9 protein-coding genes are annotated in these 18,046 nt (G+C 68.3%); 6 read left to right on the plus strand and 3 right to left on the minus strand.

The window, feature by feature from the left end:
* Positions 1–201 precede the first annotated feature (201 nt).
* From ABZ822_RS01995 to ABZ822_RS02020, 6 genes are all read left to right on the plus strand, one after another.
* Complete coding sequence (locus ABZ822_RS01995; protein ID WP_360845749.1) at positions 202–4,839, plus strand: FtsK/SpoIIIE domain-containing protein; 4,638 nt, start codon at positions 202–204, stop codon at positions 4,837–4,839.
* A gap of 299 nt (positions 4,840–5,138) precedes the next feature.
* Positions 5,139–5,786, plus strand: coding sequence for a hypothetical protein (locus ABZ822_RS02000; protein WP_360845751.1), 648 nt, complete (start codon positions 5,139–5,141; stop codon positions 5,784–5,786).
* A gap of 26 nt (positions 5,787–5,812) precedes the next feature.
* The gene (locus tag ABZ822_RS02005; protein WP_360845753.1) at positions 5,813–6,802 is read left to right on the plus strand and encodes a hypothetical protein; all 990 of its coding nucleotides are present in this window, start codon (positions 5,813–5,815) and stop codon (positions 6,800–6,802) included.
* A 162-nt stretch (positions 6,803–6,964) separates the two neighbouring features.
* Positions 6,965–7,612 (plus strand): hypothetical protein, encoded by a 648-nt coding sequence (locus ABZ822_RS02010; RefSeq protein ID WP_360845755.1) that lies wholly within the window; start codon positions 6,965–6,967, stop codon positions 7,610–7,612.
* 441 nt (positions 7,613–8,053) lie between these two features.
* Positions 8,054–12,628: an RHS repeat-associated core domain-containing protein gene (locus ABZ822_RS02015; protein ID WP_360845757.1), complete on the plus strand. Its 4,575-nt coding sequence runs from the start codon at positions 8,054–8,056 to the stop codon at positions 12,626–12,628.
* Entirely contained in the window at positions 12,625–13,155 is a 531-nt protein-coding gene (locus ABZ822_RS02020) for an Imm15 family immunity protein (protein ID WP_360845758.1), read from the plus strand. Before ABZ822_RS02015 ends, ABZ822_RS02020 begins: the two co-directional genes overlap by 4 nt.
* Before the next feature lie 156 nt (positions 13,156–13,311).
* Here the strand turns inward: ABZ822_RS02020 and ABZ822_RS02025 are convergent, their stop codons facing one another.
* The 3 genes from ABZ822_RS02025 to ABZ822_RS02035 form a co-directional block, all read right to left on the minus strand.
* Positions 13,312–15,501 (minus strand): AarF/UbiB family protein, encoded by a 2,190-nt coding sequence (locus ABZ822_RS02025; protein WP_360845760.1) that lies wholly within the window; start codon positions 15,499–15,501, stop codon positions 13,312–13,314.
* The gene (locus ABZ822_RS02030; protein WP_360845762.1) at positions 15,498–15,707 is read right to left on the minus strand and encodes a hypothetical protein; all 210 of its coding nucleotides are present in this window, start codon (positions 15,705–15,707) and stop codon (positions 15,498–15,500) included. The genes ABZ822_RS02025 and ABZ822_RS02030 overlap by 4 nt, the downstream gene beginning before the upstream one ends.
* A gap of 642 nt (positions 15,708–16,349) precedes the next feature.
* Positions 16,350–17,213 carry an alpha/beta hydrolase gene (locus ABZ822_RS02035; protein WP_360846938.1) on the minus strand — a complete coding sequence of 288 codons (864 nt, stop codon included), beginning with the start codon at positions 17,211–17,213 and terminating at the stop codon, positions 16,350–16,352.
* Between the last annotated feature and the right edge of the window lie 833 nt (positions 17,214–18,046).

Below are 18,046 nucleotides of genomic sequence, written 5' to 3' on the forward strand. Positions count from 1 at the left end.
CGGATGTGTGATGGTCCGCTCGGTAAGGCAGCTTACGGGTGAGGACACCGCCAACGCAGCCGTGGTTCCGCGTGCTTGGGCCCTTTCCGGCGGGACAAGTCCGATAGGACCCGTTGTCCATGCGGCCCGTGGTCCGGATATCGTCGCCGGACAAGGAGGTTCGCGTACGGGGGAGCCTCGGAGGACTCGAGGAGGTCGCTCGTGCGCCTGACTCTGACCGTCGTCGACCCGCTCGGCGGCGCCGGCGCCGATGTCGTGCTCGACGCCGATCCCGAGGCGCAGATCGGCGATGTGGCGCGTGAACTCGCCCAGCAGCTGGGCGCGAGCGGGCCCGCCGGCGGTGGCGGCGCGCAGATCATCCCGCTCCAGAGCCAGCGGGACACCGCCGGCCGCCAGAGCGCCGCGGCCGGACTGCCGCTGGTGTACGTCGACGGGTACGCCCTCGACCCCTCCCTCACCGTCGCCGGCTCCCCGCTCCGCGAGGGCGCCGTCGTCAGCCTCAACGACCCGGCCGGGTGCCTGCCCGGTGAGCCCGGCGGTCTGGTCGAGCTGCGCGTCGTCGGCGGCCCCGAGGCCGGGTCCGTCCACCGCCTCGGCATCGGCCGGTACGAGATCGGCCGCGGCTCCTCCGCCTACATCCGCGTCAGCGACCCCGAACTGGACGACCGCGCCCTCGTCCTGTCGGTCGCCGCCGACGGCACCTGCCAGGTCGCGCAGCCCGCCAGGACCGGTTCCCGCGCGGGCCGCGCCTCCAAGGACGCGCCCAAGCTGACCCTGGACGGCAAGGAGCTGGAGGACGGCAAGGCGGACTGGCCCCTGGGCGGCCAGATAGGCGTCGGCAACACCCTGCTGGAGATCGTCCGCTACGCCCCGCCCAACGCCGCGCTCAAGTGGTCGGACGACGGCGCCGGCCTCGACTACAACCGCCCTCCGCGCCTGCGCCCGCCGGACCGTACGACCCGCTTCCGGCTGCCCGGCCCGCCCCGTGAGCACGAAGCGCGCCCGCTGCCCTGGCTGATGGCGTTCATGCCCCTGGTGGCCGCGGTGACCATGGCGATGCTCATGGACCGCTGGTACTACCTGATCATGGCCGTGATGAGCCCCATCATGCTCTTCGCCAACTACTTCATGGACAAGAAGCACGGGCGCAAGTCGCATGCCAAGCAGGTGGCGGAGTACAAGGAGCACAAGGCCCGCATCGAGAAGGACGCCCAGGACGCGCTGGTCGCCGAGCGGCTCGACCGCCGGACGGCCATGCCGGACCCGGCCACCGTCCTGACGCTGGGCACCGGCCCCCGCACCCGTCTGTGGGAGCGGCGGCGCACCGACCGCGACCACCTGCTCCTGCGCGTGGGCACCGGCCAGATCCCGTCCGAGGTCGTGCTCGACGACCCCGAGCAGGACGACCACCGCCGCGAGGTCACCTGGAAGATCGAGGACTGCCCCGTCGCGCTGCCGCTGCGCACGCTCGGCGTCGTCGGCCTCGCCGGCCCCGGGGACGCCGCCCGCGCGCTGGGACGCTGGGCCGTCGCCCAGATCGCGGCGCTGCACAGCCCCATTGACATCCAGTTCTATGTCCTCACCGAAGGCGCGGCGCGGGACAGTTGGGACTGGATGCGCTGGCTGCCGCACGCCCGGCCGGGCAGCGGACAGGACGCCAACGCCCTGATCGGTACGGACGCCGAGACCGTCGCCGCCCGCGTCGGCGAACTGACCCAGCTCCTCGACGCCCGCCAGAAGGCGGCCAAGGAGTCCGGGGGCCGCACCGCCTCGTTCTCCGACCCCGACATCGTCGTGATCTGGGACGGCTCACGCCGCCTCCGTTCGATGCCCGGCGTCGTACGGCTGCTGCGCGAGGGCCCGTCCGTCGCGATGTACGCGGTGTGCCTCGACGACGAGGAGCGCTTCCTGCCCGGCGAGTGCCAGGCGTTCGTCATCGCCGAACCCCGGCCGGTCGACCCCGCGGAGGCGGACGCCCTCGCCGAGACCGCCCAGGCGGGCCACGCGGCGCAGCCGGGCGGCTTCCCGTCGTTCCAGGCCTGGCACCCCGGTGCCGCCGGCATGCCGGGTCAGGCCGAGCAGGCGCTCGCCGAGCCGCACCTTCGGCTGCGCGTGGAGCAGACGAGCGCCGAGACGGTGAAGAACGTGCGGCCCGACTTCGTCTCGCCCGCCTGGTGCGGGCGTCTGGCCCGGTCGTTGTCCCCGCTGCGTGACATCAGCGGCGAGACCGAGGACGCGGGACTGCCCGGCTCCAGCCGCCTGCTGGACGTCATCGAGATGGAGCCGCCGAGCAGCGAAGCGGTCGCGGCCCGCTGGCAGTTGGGCGGCCAGTCGACGATGGCGGTGATCGGCGAGTCGTACGACGGCCCGTTCGGCATCGACATCCGGCGGGACGGCCCGCACGGCCTCATCGCGGGGACGACCGGTTCCGGTAAGTCGGAGCTGCTGCAGACGATCGTCGCCGCGCTCGCCGTCTCCAACACGCCGCAGAACATGACGTTCGTATTGGTCGACTACAAGGGCGGCTCGGCGTTCAAGGACTGTGTCCAACTGCCGCACACCGTCGGCATGGTGACCGACCTCGACGCCCATCTCGTCGAACGGGCCCTGGAGTCGCTGGGCGCCGAGCTGAAGCGGCGCGAGCACATCCTCGCCGACGTCGGCGCCAAGGACATCGAGGACTACCAGGACCTGGTGCGGCGCGACCCGGCGAACCAGCCGCTCCCCCGGCTCCTCATCGTCATCGACGAGTTCGCGTCCATGGTCCGCGACCTGCCCGACTTCGTCACCGGCCTGGTCAACATCGCGCAGCGAGGCCGTTCGCTCGGCATCCACCTGCTGCTGGCCACGCAGCGCCCGAGCGGTGTGGTCTCGCCCGAGATCCGCGCCAACACCAACCTGCGTATCGCGCTGCGCGTGACCGACGGCAGCGAGTCGACGGACGTCATCGACGCCCCCGACGCCGGCCACATCTCCAAGTCCACGCCGGGCCGGGCGTACGTACGACTCGGCCACGCCTCGCTCGTCCCCTTCCAGTCCGGCCGCGTCGGTGGCCGCCGCCCCGGTGCCGCGGACCCGCAGACCGAGGCGCCCTGGTCCGGGCGTCTGGAGTGGCAGGACCTGGGGCGGGCCTCGCTGAAGCGGCCCAAGGCCGCCGCCCGCGAGGAGGAGGAGATCACCGACCTCAAGGTCCTCGTCGACGCCGTCATCGAGGCCAACACCCGCCTGGGCATCCCGGCCCAGCACAGCCCGTGGCTCCCCGCCCTGGACACCACCCTCCTGCTGGAGGACATCCCGGCGGTACGGGGAACGGGCGCGCTGCCCCCGGCCCCGTACGGCATCGAGGACCTGCCCGCCGACCAGGCGCGCCGCCCGGTCGCGATCGACTTCGCGACCTTCGGCCACCTGATGATCGGCGGCGCGCCGCGCAGCGGCCGCTCGCAGGTGCTGCGGACGATCGCGGGCTCGCTGGCCCGTACGCATTCGGTCGCGGACGTGCACCTCTACGGCATCGACTGCGGCAACGGCGCCCTCAACGCGCTGACCCGGCTCCCGCACTGCGGGGCGGTCGTGGGCCGTTCGCAGACGGAGCGGGCGACGCGACTGATCGCGCGTCTCGCCGGTGAACTCACGCGCCGTCAGGAACTGCTGGCCGCCGACGGTTTCGCCGACATCGGGGAGCAGCGGGCGGCGGTCGCGGAGGACCAGCGGCTGCCGCACATCGTGCTGTTCCTCGACCGCTGGGAGGGCTGGCTGCCGACGCTCGGCGAGATCGGGCACGGCGAGCTGACGGACGAGTTGATGGCCATCATGCGGGAGGGCGCGAGCGTCGGCCTGCACGCGGTCATCACCGGTGACCGTCAGCTCCTGCTGGGCCGCATCGCCACGCTCACCGAGGACAAGTACGCGCTGCGGCTCGCGGACCGCTCCGACTTCTCGATGATCGGCGTCAACGCGCGGAAGGTGCCCGAGGAGATCCCGCCGGGCCGCGCGTTCCGCAACGAGTCGGGCACCGAGACGCAGTTCGCACTGCTGTCGGCGGACGAGTCCGGGCAGGGCCAGGCGACGGCGGTGGCCGCGATCGGCGAGGCCGCGGCGGCCCGGGACGCGGGACTGCCGCGCTCGCGGCAGCCGTTCCGGGTCGACGTCCTGCCGAGCCGGATCTCGTTCCAGGACGCGTGGGAGCTGCGGGACCTCGAGACGTCGAACTCGCCGATGTGGGGCGTGGTGGGTGTCGGTGGCGACGAACTCACCGCGTTCGGGCCGGACTTGGCGCAGGGCATCCCGGCGTTCGTCGTCGCCGGCCCGGCGAAATCGGGCCGCTCGACGGTGCTGCTGAACCTGGCGCGCTCCTTCCTCGCCCAGGGCACGCGCGTGGTGATCGCCGCCCCGCGGCCGTCCCCGCTGCGCGAACTCGCCGGCCAGGACGGCGTGGTGACGGTGTTCACGGGCGAGGACATCGAGGAGGACGAGATGTCCGAGGCCCTGAGCACGGCGAGCCGCGAGGCACCGATCGTGGTGCTGATCGACGACGGCGAGATGCTGGACGACTGCGACGCGGGCGAGGAGCTGAAGAAGATCCTCACACGCGGCGGCGACAACGGCCTGGGCCTGGTGCTCGGTGGCGACGAGGAGGAGGTCTGCTCGGGCTTCCGCGGCTGGCAGGTCGAGGCGAAGAAGGCGCGGCGCGGCGTGCTGCTGTCGCCGCAGGACTCGTCCAGCGGCGACCTGATCGGCATCCGCACGACCCGCCAGATGGTCGGCGACCCGGTGGCCCCGGGGAAGGGGCTGCTGCACCTGGGGAGCGGGGAGTCGTTCACGGTGACGACGGTGATGTGAGGGAGCGGCGGGAGGCCGGGCTCCCGGGTGTCGGCGAGCGCCCGGGTGTCAACTCCTCGGGAGTGAACTCCCCAGCGCCGCACCGCCGATCACTCCTTGGATCGGCTCAGAGGTGCGCCGGAGAAAACGCTTCCGCTCCCCAAGCGCCGGAGGCCCCAGTGCCGTTCGGAAACACGGGGTGAGGGCTTGCTCTCAATGCGATCACGGTCACAGCCCGTTGTCAGACCCACCTCATACGGTAGTTCCGCAGACACCCCACGGATTTCGGTCTCGTCTCCCCACGACTCAGGAGCAGCAACGTGACAGCCCGCCATCTCACCGCCGCCACGGCGCTCGCCGCCTGCGCGGCGGTCCTTCTCAGCGGCTGCGGCGGCAGCGAGGACAGCAAGCCCAAGGACGACAAGATCGCCGGAGCGGAGAAGGAGAGCGCGACCGCACCGACCGCTTCGGCACCAAGCGATGCGAAGCGGCCCAAGATCACGCTCCCTGACGACGACATCCAGATCTTCGAGGGACGCAAGACGGGCGACGCGAAGAAGGACGCGGTCCTCGCGGACAACGAACAGCTCGTACGGGCCATCGACGCCGCAATCATCAAGGGCGACTCCAACTACAAGCCGGTGTACTTCTACGCCACAGGCGATGCTGCCATCAGTTCCGGTGACTGGATCAAGTCCGTGGTCGACGACGGCTACTCCGTGGCGGGAACGATCCGCTTCTACAAGCGCGATGTCACCTTCCGTGAGGACGGCTCTGCCCGACTGACCTATTGCAGCGACGAAAGCAAGTGGTTCGGCAAGTTCCGCAAGTCGGGGAAGCTCGACAAGACTCCTGCAGAAAAGGGCTCGCACGTCTTCTACGACACCAGCTTGGAGCGCAACAAGCGGGGTGTCTGGCAGACAACCGCGATCACTTCCGAGAGGGGAGCACAGCAGTGCAAGGGGTGACCGCCGGCATGCGGGCAGGTATCGCGGTGGCAATCGCAGGAACTGCTCTGCTCATCGCCCCAGGCATCGCCCATGCGGCGGGCCCCGGCGGTGGTTCGGTCGGATCGCCGAAGGCCAGCGGGGAGAAGAAGGGCAACACGATCGCGTCCAAGATCCGCTTCGACGTGTCCAAGAACTCCAGCAAACCTTCAAGCGGACCCCTGACGGTGAATTCCTCCAACTGGACTCCTCCACCGTGCTGGTACGAGCCCAAGTACACGCCGGACCAGCTCAAGAAGGAGCACGGAAAAACGGAGCGGCTGCCGCACACGAGCGGACTCGGCCAAGCGATCGAGCGCTTCGAGGATCGCTACGTCGAGGGCCACCCGTACAAGAACTTCAACCTCGCCAAGAAGGGCAAGGGCATGTGGTGGGACCGCGCCGCGCTGCCCTACGAGGAAGGTGGGGACATCTTCGCCTGCACGAAGTCCGCCTTCTGGGTCGACAACGGCCGGCCGCCACAAGTGGAGGATGCGGTCACACCCGAGGTGCTTGCCGAACTCGCCTACGCGAAGATCCGCGTGCCTGACACCGAGGTCGAACTGTCCCCGAAGACCGAGCAGACGGTGAACCTGCCGACCTGGACGTGGCTGGACAAGGCGAACTTCAAGCCCGTATCCGTGACGGCCTCGCTGCCCGAACTCGACATCTCGGCGACCACGACCGCGACCCCGGTATCGCTGAAGATCGACCCGGGCACGCAGGACGCAGACCTGCACCCGTCCTCCGGCTCGTGCGAGATCGGCAAGAACGGGAGCATCGGCGCCCCGTACACAAAGGGTTCCGGCGACAAGACTCCCCCATGCGGGCTGACGTACCTGCGGGCCTCGCACGGTGAGCCGTACGAGTTCCGGGCCACGGTGACCTGGAAGATCGCATGGACGGAGACAGACGGCGCCGGCGGCGACCTTCCCGACGGCACCTTCGGCACGACTCAGAACGTCGTCGTGCAAGAGGTCCAGGCGATCAACCGCTGACGCACTGCTGAGGCAGCTCCTCGACTCCGGGTACGGCACCGCGGCCTTTGCCCGGCGTCGAGGAGCTGCCCGCGCTGCGGACTCGAACGCCCAGAACGGCACAGCACCGACCTCAGTGACGTCACGCAAACACCCATGTCCTCAGCGCTCAGGAGAGACCACGTGACACCCCGCCATCTCCCCGCCGTCGCGTTGCTCGCCGCCTGCACAGCGGTCCTTCTCAGCGGCTGCGGCGGCAGCGACGACACCAAGCCCAATGACGGCGAGGTCGGAAAAGCGGGGAAGGAAAGTGCAGCCCTCCCCACCTCTTCGACGCAGGACGGCGCCAAGCGACCAAGAATCACGCTTCCCAAAGACGACATCCAGATCTTCGAAGGACGCCAGACAGGCGACCCGAAGAAGGACGCCGTTCTCGCGGACAACGAACAGCGCCTGCGCGCGATCGACGCCGCCATCATCAAGGGGGACCCCGACTACGAACCGGTGTACTTCTACTCGAAGGACGACGCCGCGGTGAGCGCAGGTAAGCGCATCCAGTGGCTTGTCGACAAGGGATACTCAGTGACGGGGACCATCCGATTCTCCAAGCGCGACGTCACCTTTCGGGAGAACGGATCGGCACGGCTCACCTATTGCAGCGACGAAAGCAAGGCGTTCGCCAAGGGCCGCGAGACGAAAAAGATCAAGAAGACTCCCGCGACCAAGAATGCGTACATCTTTTACGACACCAGCTTGAAGCGTAACAAACAGGGTGTCTGGCAGACGACCACGGTGATTTCCGACGAGGGTGCGCAGCAGTGCCAGCCCTGACAGCAGCCATGGCAGCCAGCGCCGACGAGGCACTGGAGATGTTCACTGAGGAAGTCCGCTGGCCGATCCGCCGGACACACCACGGTGAGCGTAACTACAGGCAAGCCGGACGCTCTCCCCTGATGACCACTTGGCGGACAGGCAGGGAGTCGGGCAGCGCCAACGACGACCGACCTCTCATCCTGTGCGCCCCGGGGAGTGAGAGCTGGCCGCGCCGGCACTGGCGCCCGGGACAAATTCCATAAGAGCCCAAGCCGTGGACTCAACCTTCAGGCACGGCGAACGCGCCTGATGCTGAGTCCAAGTGACCGATGGGGCTGGGGCGTTGTGATCGACTTGGCTCAGCTTCTGCTTCCCTCGACCACCGCATGCCGGATAGGTTCGTACGAGCAAGCTTTGCTCATGCACTGACAACAGTGGGCATCACGGGGGTTGTTCGGGGTGGGGAATCGGCCGACGGATTGGCATGTCCTGGATCTGGAGGAGGATCCGGTTCCGGGTGATCCGGAGCGGGTGAAGTCTCTGGCGCGGCGGTTGCACGATTTCGCCGATGATGTCGGGGATGCTCTGCGTCAGATCAAGGGCATGGCCGGTGATGATGCGCTGCTGAAGTGGGCGGGGAAGTCCGCTGATGCGTTCACCGCGGAGTTCGAGGATGTTCCGAAGAATCTGCGGAAGCTGAAGAAGTCCTACGACCTGGCCGGCGATGCCCTGGCAGCCTACTGGCCGGATCTGGACAAGGCGCAGGACGATTCCCGCCGCGCTCTGGAGAAGGGCCGCGAGGCCCGCCGCAATCTCTCCTCGGCCAATACGCGGCTGGACACAGCCAACGGGTGGGTGGACCGGGCGTCGAAGAAGGCCAAGGAGTACGAGGACTCCGGCAAGAAGAAGGACGTTCCGCCTCCGGATGAGAAGGACGTCCGCGCCGCGACCCGTAACGCCACGAACGCCAAGGACGAGCAGCGCGACGCCCAGACGGCCGTCGACAACGCGCAGAACGCGCTCGATGCGGCGAAGAAGATGGCCGCGGACGCCAAGAAGCTGCGTGAGGACGCGGCGACGAAGGCGAAGAAGAAGCTGGAAGAGGCGTCCGACGCCGGTATCGAGAACCGGAGTTGGTGGGAAGAGGGCATCGACTGGGTCTCGGACAACTGGGACACCATCGTCGCGGTCTGCAAGGTCGTCGTCGCGATCGTCGGCATCATCGCCATGATCATCGGCGGCCCCATCCTGGCCGCGATCGTCGTAGTCGCCGCCCTCGTCGTCCTCGCCGATACGATCAACAAATACATGAAGGGCCAAGCCGGCCTGCTGGACGTGGCCTTCGCCGCCCTGGACTGCATCCCCGGCATGAAGGGCCTGACCACCCTCGGCGGACTGGCCAAGGGCCTCAAGGGCATGGCCAAGGGCCTACGCGGCGGCGGCCTGAAGGCCCTGCGCAAGGGACTCGACAACGTCATCGGCAAGAGCAAGCCCACCAAGGGACGCTGCAAAGGCGGCGACCCCATCGACATGGTCTCCGGCGAAATGCTCATGGAAGAGACCGACGTCGAACTCCCCGGCCTCCTCCCCCTCGTACTGCGCCGCACACACCTGTCGACCTACCGATGGGGCCGCTGGTACGGCGAATCCTGGGCCTCCACACTGGACGAGCGCCTCGAACTCGACAACGAAGGGGCCCTGTTCGCCACCGAGGACGGCATGATCCTCGCCTATCCCGTACCCGCCCCCGGCACATCGGTCATGCCACTGGAAGGGCCCCAGTGGCCCCTGGACTGGGACGGCGAACCCGGCGCACCCATCCGCATCACCAACCCCCACACCGGCCACACCCGCCACTTCGCCCCACTGGCCAAGACCGCGCCCGTCGACGCCGCCTTCACCATGCCGCTGGCTGCGATATCCGACCGGAACAACCACCGCATCACCATCGACCGCGACGACACCGGGACACCCACCGCCGTCCGCCACTCCGGCGGCTACCACATCCACATCGACACCGACGACGACCGCATCACCAGCCTGCGCCTGGCCAACCCCGAAGACGGCCCCGACGGCACCACACTCCTGCGGTACGGCTACGACGAAGACGGCCACCTCACCGAGATCTACAACTCCTCCGGCCTGCCCTTCCAACTCGCCTACGACGAACGGTCCCGCATCACCCAATGGACCGACCGCAACAACTCCTGGTACCGCTTCACCTACGACGACCACGACCGCTGCATCCAAGGCGAAGGCGCAGGCGGCTTCCTCAACTGCACCATCACCTACGACACCGAAAACCGCCGAACCCGCTACACCAACTCCCTCGGCCACACCACCACCCACCACTACAACGAACTACTTCAACGCACCGCCGTGACCGACCCACTGGGCAATATCGAGCACAGCCAATGGGATACATGCAACCGACTGATCTCCCGAACCGACGCCTTGGGGAGAATCACTCGTTTCTCGTACGACACTGCAGGCAACGCCGTCTCGATGGAACTGCCGAACGGGAATCGCACGAGCGCGACCTACGACTCACGCAACATGCCAGTACGGGTCCAGTATTCCGACGACTCCTACTGGCACCAGGAATTCGATGATCACGGAAATCTGACTTCGGTAGTCGACCCACTCGGAGCCGTGACTCGCTTTGGATACAACCCTCTGGGGCACCGAGAATCCGTCACCGACCCGCTTGGCAACACCGCCCAGATCACGACCAACCCTGCAGGACTGATTGCTACTGTCACTAGCCCAAGTGGCGCGATCACTTCCATGCATCGTGATGCATTTGGACGCGTCAAGCAGGTCATCGACGCGGTGGGAGGCGAAACGCATTTTGACTGGACGCCCGAAGGGCGTCCAGCACGACGTGTGTTGCCCAACGGGTCCATCGAGACATGGACACATGACGGCGAGGGAAACCTCGTTGAGCACGTCGGACCGAGCGGCGAAGTCACCCGCATCTCTTACACACACTTCCGACTCCCATCGGCGAAGAGCTTTCCCGACGGAGCGGCCGAGGATTTTCGCTACGACACAGAGCTGCGACTCCTGTCCGTCGCAAACGGCAACGAGCTCACCTGGGCATACGACTACGATGCAGCCGGACGCCTGGCAAGTGAACGCGACTTCAACGGGCGAACCGTGCGGTACACCACCGATGCTGCGGGACAGATCACTGCGTGGACTCCAGGCGTCGGCCTCACCACACAGCTCGCATATGACGTACTCGGCAACGTGGTTGAAAAGGTCTCCGGCAACAGTGTCACTACATATGAATACGACCGAACGGGACGACTCCGCCAAGCCATGAATGCGGACGCTGTCATCGAGTTCGTTCGCGATGCGCGGGGCAACGTCGTTTCCGAGGCATGCAACGGTCAGGTACTGACCCATAAATACAACTCCGCCGGACGGCAAGTTGAGCGTCGCACACCATCCGGGGCGTTGAGCAATTGGGAGTACGATTCCTCGCATCGCCTTCGTGAACTCAGCATGACCGGCCACAGCATTACCTTCAACTACGATCAAGCAGGTCGAGAAGTCGAACGCACAATTGGCACCAGCGCTGTCCTGACCCAGAAGTGGACAGCCGGCGCCAGGTTGGCTTCGCAAACCTTGACCAATGAACAAACGCGCGACGCGAGTCGCGGCATCAAGACCGACAACGCACACGTCCTTCAACATCGAACCTATGCCTACCGGGAAGACGGTTTCCTCACCCGAACAACTGATGAATGGTTTGGCGAGCGCGTCTACGATCTGGATCCGACTGGCCGGGTCAGGCATGTTAATTCTCCCGCAATACACGAGTCCTATGCATACGACTCCATGGGAAACCTGACTTTCGCTCAATGGGCGGCCGACCATAAGGATTCTGCCGACCACCACGGCAAGCGGGAATTCAGCGGCACGCTCATCAAGCGAGCCGGCCGCACCGTCTATCAACATGACGAAGATGGACGAGTGGTTTTGCGCACGAGGCGACTGCTCTCCGGAGGAAAGCGCACATGGAGCTACACATGGGATGCAGACGACCGTCTCACCGGGCTCGTCACACCCGATGGTACGCAATGGACCTACCAGTATGACCCTCTCGGTCGCCGTATCGGAAAGCAGCGACTTGCGCGGGATGGCACCGTTGAAGAAATCGTTCACTTCACATGGGACGGTTCAGTTCTCTGCGAGCAGCGAGTGCAAAGGCCGCTCCGCAACGGCACGGAGGCCGATGTGACGGTTTGGGAGTGGGATCCCGAACGCCACCGGCCATTGGTCCAGAGAGAGTTTCTCAACTGCGACATGTCGCAGAACGAAGTCGATGAGCGCTTCTACTCCATCGTCACGGACGTCATTGGCACGCCCACGGAACTCGTGGATGAAAAGGGCAACATCGTCTGGCGTAATCGCACCACCTTGTGGGGCGTCAGCGTGCCGGGTGGACCCGTCCATGAAGTTCAATGCCCTCTAAGGTTTCCTGGCCAGTACCACGATCCCGAATCCGGTCTCCACTACAACTACTTCCGTTACTACGATCCCGAAACCGCCCGGTACTACAGCCCTGATCCGCTCGGGCTCGATCCTGCCCCCAACCACCACGCGTATGTGCCCAACCCGCTCACATGGATCGACCCCCTCGGGCTTGAATGTGGTGACGGCCTTCCTGAGGGCTACACATCGTCTCCTGCTCTTTGCGATGATGTGTACTGCGAAGGTGCGGTCAAGGCCCGTTCGGATGCATGGCGCCAGCACTTCGGGCAGTCCGCCGCCTCCCCAACTGATGAACTTGACAGGCTCGCCCGCCAAGCGCGCAATGAAGTTCGGAGGGGCCGAGGCCCAGACGAAGTCCACCGTATCGACCCGCCGGAGGAGACTGTTCCAGGGAGCAAGTGGCACGCACAGAAGAAGGGCACCGGGTCGCCGGCGCTGAATCAGGACGGCACGTTCCACGACGGGGATCCAAGGTTCAGCAACAAGACCATGAAGTGGCTGAGGAAATACGGCTGGAAGGATCCCGAGTGAGCAACATCGAAAAATTTGCACAGGAGTTCGCAGCGCTCTTCCGCGAGGAAGGGATCGATGATTTCTCTCAGTTCCTTTCCACCGTAGATCTCTTCGACGAAACCCCCCTCTATTCTCGATACTCTCAGTTGCGTTTCCTGAACGACTTGCCTATCGGTGAGCAGAACCGCCTGCTGATCCAAGCTGGTGCTCTTCTTCTCGCCCGGCTTGTAAGCCACATCGAAGATCTCCGAACAAGCGGGGCGGTTGACGCGTTCTGCATGCTCACGATCAGCGATTGGGAGGATTGGGACGACACAGGCGGGCAAGAGCTCCTCACCCCAGCTCTGTGGTTCACGAACCCAAGTCGAGGACTGCTTTCCTCAAAGTCTCTGCGGCATGCAACTGGTCGACACGCGGATGTCGTCAGAGAGTCCCTGCCAAGCGATGGCCGTTTCACCTTGTACCAGGATTCGGTCTCCGCGCCCCGCGTGGAACGGGTGTATGTAGCATCGTCTCCGATGTTGCCCGAAGCGTCATTTTCATGAGAGTAGGTCCATAGCGACCCTCCCGTTCAAGGCGCCTCCCTCACAGTCCAGTCGGCTCCGCTGAGTGATTTCCCGCTTGGACCTGGCGCGGGCTGCTGGTCGCGTGACGTCGATCCGGTGCGGGTCGTGGCCCCAGGACGCTGCGACTCGCCGGGGCTACGGCCCCCGCCTCATCGCCGCGTACAGCACCCTCAGCGTGAGGATCGCGCTCACCGCCAGCAGGTTGTAGCCCAGCAGCGGGAAGAGCTCCAAGTGGTCCGTGACGCGCGGGCCGTGGCCTGTGCCGAGGGCGAGGAGCAGGACCGCCATCAGGCCCGTGCCCGCCGCCAGCAGCGTCACCAGGAGCTGGTGTACCAGGCCCGCGATGAAGCGGCGGTCGCGGTCGTCCGCCAGGAACCGTACGCGTGCGGTGAGGCGGCCCTGTTCCATCGACGCGGTGATACGTTCCGCCCGCCGCGGCAGGCGGCGCAGCATCGGCAGTATCGGCAGCAGCTCCTGCGCGACCGTGCGGGTCAGCGCCGCGGCGTCCAGGGGTTGTGCGTCCCAGGGCGTCTCCTCCTGGGCGCTCTGGGCGTACGGGGCGCCGGTCAGCGTCGCGTACGTCCGCGTCGCCTGCGACGCCAGGCGGCTCGCGGGCGCCGACGCCAGGCGCTCGGTCACGAGCGCGGTCGCCACCCGCCGTGCCTCCGCGACCAGTTCGAAGCGCGGCGAGATGCGGGTCAGCGTCCCCTCCAGGGTCGCCAGCGCCCGGAACACCGCCGCGACCTCGGGCGGCACGGCGAGTCCGAAGCGGGTCGCCAGCCGGAACAGCGCGGTGAACGTCTCGGCGTCCGGGCGGCTCGTCGGCCCCAGGTGCCGGGCCATGAAGCGGCCCAACTCCCGTTCCAACAGCAACGCGTCGAGCGCCGGTCCGTCGTGCTCGGCCGCGTCCGGGCGGGGGCCGAGCAGTTCGAGCAGTGCGTCGCACATTCCGGCCGGGTCGCCGCGGTCGACGGCCAGCAGGAGGTGCTGGATCGCGTCCCGTACGGTCGCGTCGATCCGCCCCACCGAACCGAAGTCCAGCAGGCCGACCCGCGGCCCGTGACGGTCGTCGTCGCCGGCGAGCAGCAGGATGTTGCCCGGGTGCGGGTCCGCGTGGAAGATCCCGTCGCGCATGATCTGGCGGAGCATCGCGCCCAGGACGGTGCGGGCCAGCGCCTCCCTGTCCAGGCCCCGCGCGTCGGCGGCGGCGCCCGCCTGGTCCAGCGTCACCCCGTCCAGCCACTCCTGCACCATGACGCGCGCGGAGGACAGCTCGTGGTGCACGGCCGGTACGCGGACGGGCGCGTCCGATGCCCGCCCGCCGCCGGCCGCCGCGACCGCGTCCGCGTTACGGGCCTCGGTACGGAAGTCCAGCTCCTCGCGTACGGCGTCCGCGAAGCCGTCCGCCAACTCGCGTAGCCCCAGGCCCCGTACGGAACGCGCCCTGACGTGCAGCCCCTGCGCCATGGCCAGCACGATGTCGAGGTCGCGCTCGACCGTCTCCCGGATGCCGGGCCGCTGGACCTTGACGACGACCGTCGATCCGTCGCGCAGCGTCGCCCGGTGCACCTGCGCGATCGAGGCCGCGGCGAGCGGCTCCCGGTCGAACTCCGCGAACACCTCGGCGAGCGGCGCGCCCAGCTCCTCGCGCAGGACGGTCTCGACCTCGTCCCAGGGCGCGGGCGGTACGTCGCTCTGCAGCCGGCTCAACTCGTCGACGAAGTGCGGGGGCAGGAGGTCGCGCCGCGTGGACAGCAGCTGGCCGAGCTTGATGAACGTGCCGCCGCACTCTTCGAGCGCGAGGCGCAGCGAGAGAGCGGCCTCGCGGCCCGCCGTGTCGGCGCCGACGGCCCGGTCGAGGCTGGTGCGGCCGCGGACGTACCGGCCGAGGCCGTGCCGCATGAAGATCCGGCTGATCTGGGAGTAGCGGCGGGCGTGGGTGAGCCGGCGCCGTACGGCGCGCGTCCACTGCACCGGACGCGGCCAACTCCCGGACGGGATCAGCAGCTCGACGACGACGAGGACGGCCATCGCGGCGAGGAGGGAGACGGTGATCGAGACCGTGGAGAGCGCGGTGCGGCTGTCGGTGTCGTGCAGGGACCGGTTGAACAACTGGAACGCGCTCATCCCGGCCGCGCACGCAACGAGCGTGCGCAGCACGCCGATACGGATCCCGAGCAGGCGCCGGGCGCCGACCGAGATGCCGGTGAAGAAGATGCCGACGGTCGCGAGGACGACGGCCCCGGTGAGGAACCAGTGGGCGGCCTGGTCGAAGGCGGTGGTGGCGGCGGTGGCGGTCGCATCGCCGCTCAGGGCGGCGGTCACGGCGCGATCCCGGCGGCCGTGGTGGGCTTGGTGCTGTCAGTGGTGTCGGGCGCGGTGTCACCCGCGGCGGCGTACGGGAATCCGTACCCAACGTTGACCTCGTGCGGGAGCGGCGCGCGGTGCGGCCATGAGCACATGACCGGGAGTTCCCGCGCGTACGGGAGCGCCTGCGGCAGCGGCGACAAGGGCAGCGGCAGCGGCGGCATGGTTGAGGTCCCCCTCCGGGGGAGGCAGCGGCGGCGGTGTCGGGTCCGCGGCCAGGGCCTCCGCGACGTCGGAATGCTCCCGAACCCTAGGGCATCGCTCGCGCCTCCCGTGCACCCCGCGCACGCCAGGCGCTGTGTGATGGACGGCCGGCGCGCTCGGTGCGAGCTCCACCCCGCGCAGCAACGGCTCGGTGGTGTCGTGGGTGTTGGTGTCGCGCGGGGCGGTTCATTGACGCGGACGCAGTGCCGTTCGGTCGCCCCCGTGACGTGCCCGGGGCTCTCGCGGTGGGCAGCCCGACAGACCCGGGTACGGCGGCAGGGGGCGCGAGCGGTGTCGAGACCCACGAGCCATCAGCAAGCACGCGGGTACGGGCCGCCTGCCGCGCCACCCGCGGAACCGCCGCTCGTCCAGCAACCGACGGACTGCCGTTCAGGCGCAACGCACCGCCCGCACGAGCCGATGCGGTCGGACGCGTTCCGGAGGGCCGTCCCTTCCCCGGGCGTTGCGGCCGTCCGCGCCGCCCCCGCCCGCGACGATCCGCCCGCCCGGCCGACGCGACCGATGCGCCCGCCCGGCCGGCGGTCCGATGCCCCCGATGCCCTCGATGCCCCGACGCGCCCGATGCGGCGGGCGGGCCGCGTTCAGGTGCGCAGGGCCGCTCGCAGGAACGGTTCCAGGGCCGTGCGCCACGACTCGGGCTGGTCGTAGTGGATCAGGTGGCCCGCTTCGGGGATCTCCGCGTACTCGCCGCGTGGGAGGACGCGGACCATCTCCTGGGCCTCCGCGCGGCCCAGTTCCCCCTCGATGCCGCGGACCACGAGGGACGGGCACTGGACCAGGGCCAGCTCCTCCCAGTGCGCATCGTGCACCCACGTCTCGCGGGCCATCAGCATCTGGCGCGGGGAGAACACCGGGCGCCAGCCGTCGGCCCGTTCGGCCATGACCTCGGCGTAGAACTCGCCGCGGGAGGGGCGCGGGCGTTCCAGCCAGGGGTCGTCCTCGCCGAACCACTTGCGGACGTCCGCGAGCGTGGCGAACGGCAGCGGCCACGTCGTGAACCACTCCGTCCACTCGCGCTGCGACTGCGCGCCCAGCGCCGAGGCCCGCATGTCGCAGATGACCAGGGCCTGGACGAGATCGGGGCGGGCGGCGGCGAGTTGCCAGGCGGTGAGGGCGCCCATGGAGTGGCCGATGAGGATGACCGGGGCGAGGTCGAGCTGCTCGATGGCGGCGACGGCGTCGGCGACGTACGCCTCGCGGGAGTACGGGCCGTCGGAGGGCTTCTCGCTGCGCCCGTGGCCGCGTTGGTCGAGGGCGACGGCGCGGTGGCGTGCGGAGAGCCAGCGGGCGGTGCCGGCCCAGTGGGAGGCCCGGCCCATCAGGCCGTGCAGTAACAGCACTCCGGGCGCCTTCGGCTCCTCCCTCCCGTCCTTGGGAGGGTCGGCGAACTCCCAGGCGGCGAGCCGCACGCCGTCGGCTCCGGTCACGTCGATGCGCCGCACCATGTGTCCTCGCACCCCCATTCCTTCCGGCCGCTCCGCGTCGTCGGCTGCAGGGTCCTCGCGCACGTGCTTCCGTACGTGTTGCTCGCGTACGGGGTGGTACACCGCCACATTATCGAACCCCTATTCGAACCACTGCAGTTGGCGCGTAACACCCCTCGTTCGAGTGACCACGCTCAAGGATTGACGATCCGCGCCGAGGGGAGACAGAGACCGGGAGACGGGCCCTGTGGGGAAGGGGGCTCGTGAGGAACGACCCGGAGAGCTCGGGGCTCCGGGTCACCTCGGGGGGACCAGGGGAGGCGGGGCCCCGGATGCCGGTCGGAGCGATCGCGCCGGGGCCCCTGCCATGGGCCCGACCAGCGCGTACGGCGACACCGACGCGAGAGGAACAGTCGGCATGGGGGACATGCCCGATGACCCCGCGTCGCGTCATCCGGACCCCCCTCCCCGACCGCCCGACTGCACAAGCACCCCCCATCGAAAGCCCGCGCGCCATATGCCGCAGCACCAGCGTCGCACGCCCCGCGCGCGAGCGCTGCCCTTCCGGCACGTTTGGCCGGTAAACCGGAGGATTCCGGCCCGCCTTCACGCCCCGGGCCTAAGCCTGTGCGTCAACTTGCCGCCCTCAAACGGGAGTTCAAGGGAGAGGGTGCGCAAGGGAGGCGGTACGGAGGGCAGTACGGAGGACGAGGCCGCGCCCCGGTGACGGCACGCCGGAGCCGCCCCCGGCGCAGCCGGAACGGCGTCGGGGATATCCGCGGTGCGTCTCCATGTCTGAGCGCGTCGGCCCCGTCACGGCAGCGCCAGGACGGTGGCCTGACCAACCGCCGTGA

It is taken from the genome of Streptomyces sp. NPDC047108 (genome assembly GCF_040643575.1).
In the GTDB taxonomy this organism is placed as follows: domain Bacteria; phylum Actinomycetota; class Actinomycetes; order Streptomycetales; family Streptomycetaceae; genus Streptomyces.

Bases quoted from the DNA above. Each gene is read 5' to 3' on its own strand.
- ABZ822_RS02030 (WP_360845762.1), bottom strand. From the start codon at position 15,707: ATGCCGCCGCTGCCGCTGCCCTTGTCGCCGCTGCCGCAGGCGCTCCCG.
- ABZ822_RS02035 (WP_360846938.1), bottom strand. From the start codon at position 17,213: ATGGTGCGGCGCATCGACGTGACCGGAGCCGACGGCGTGCGGCTCGCC.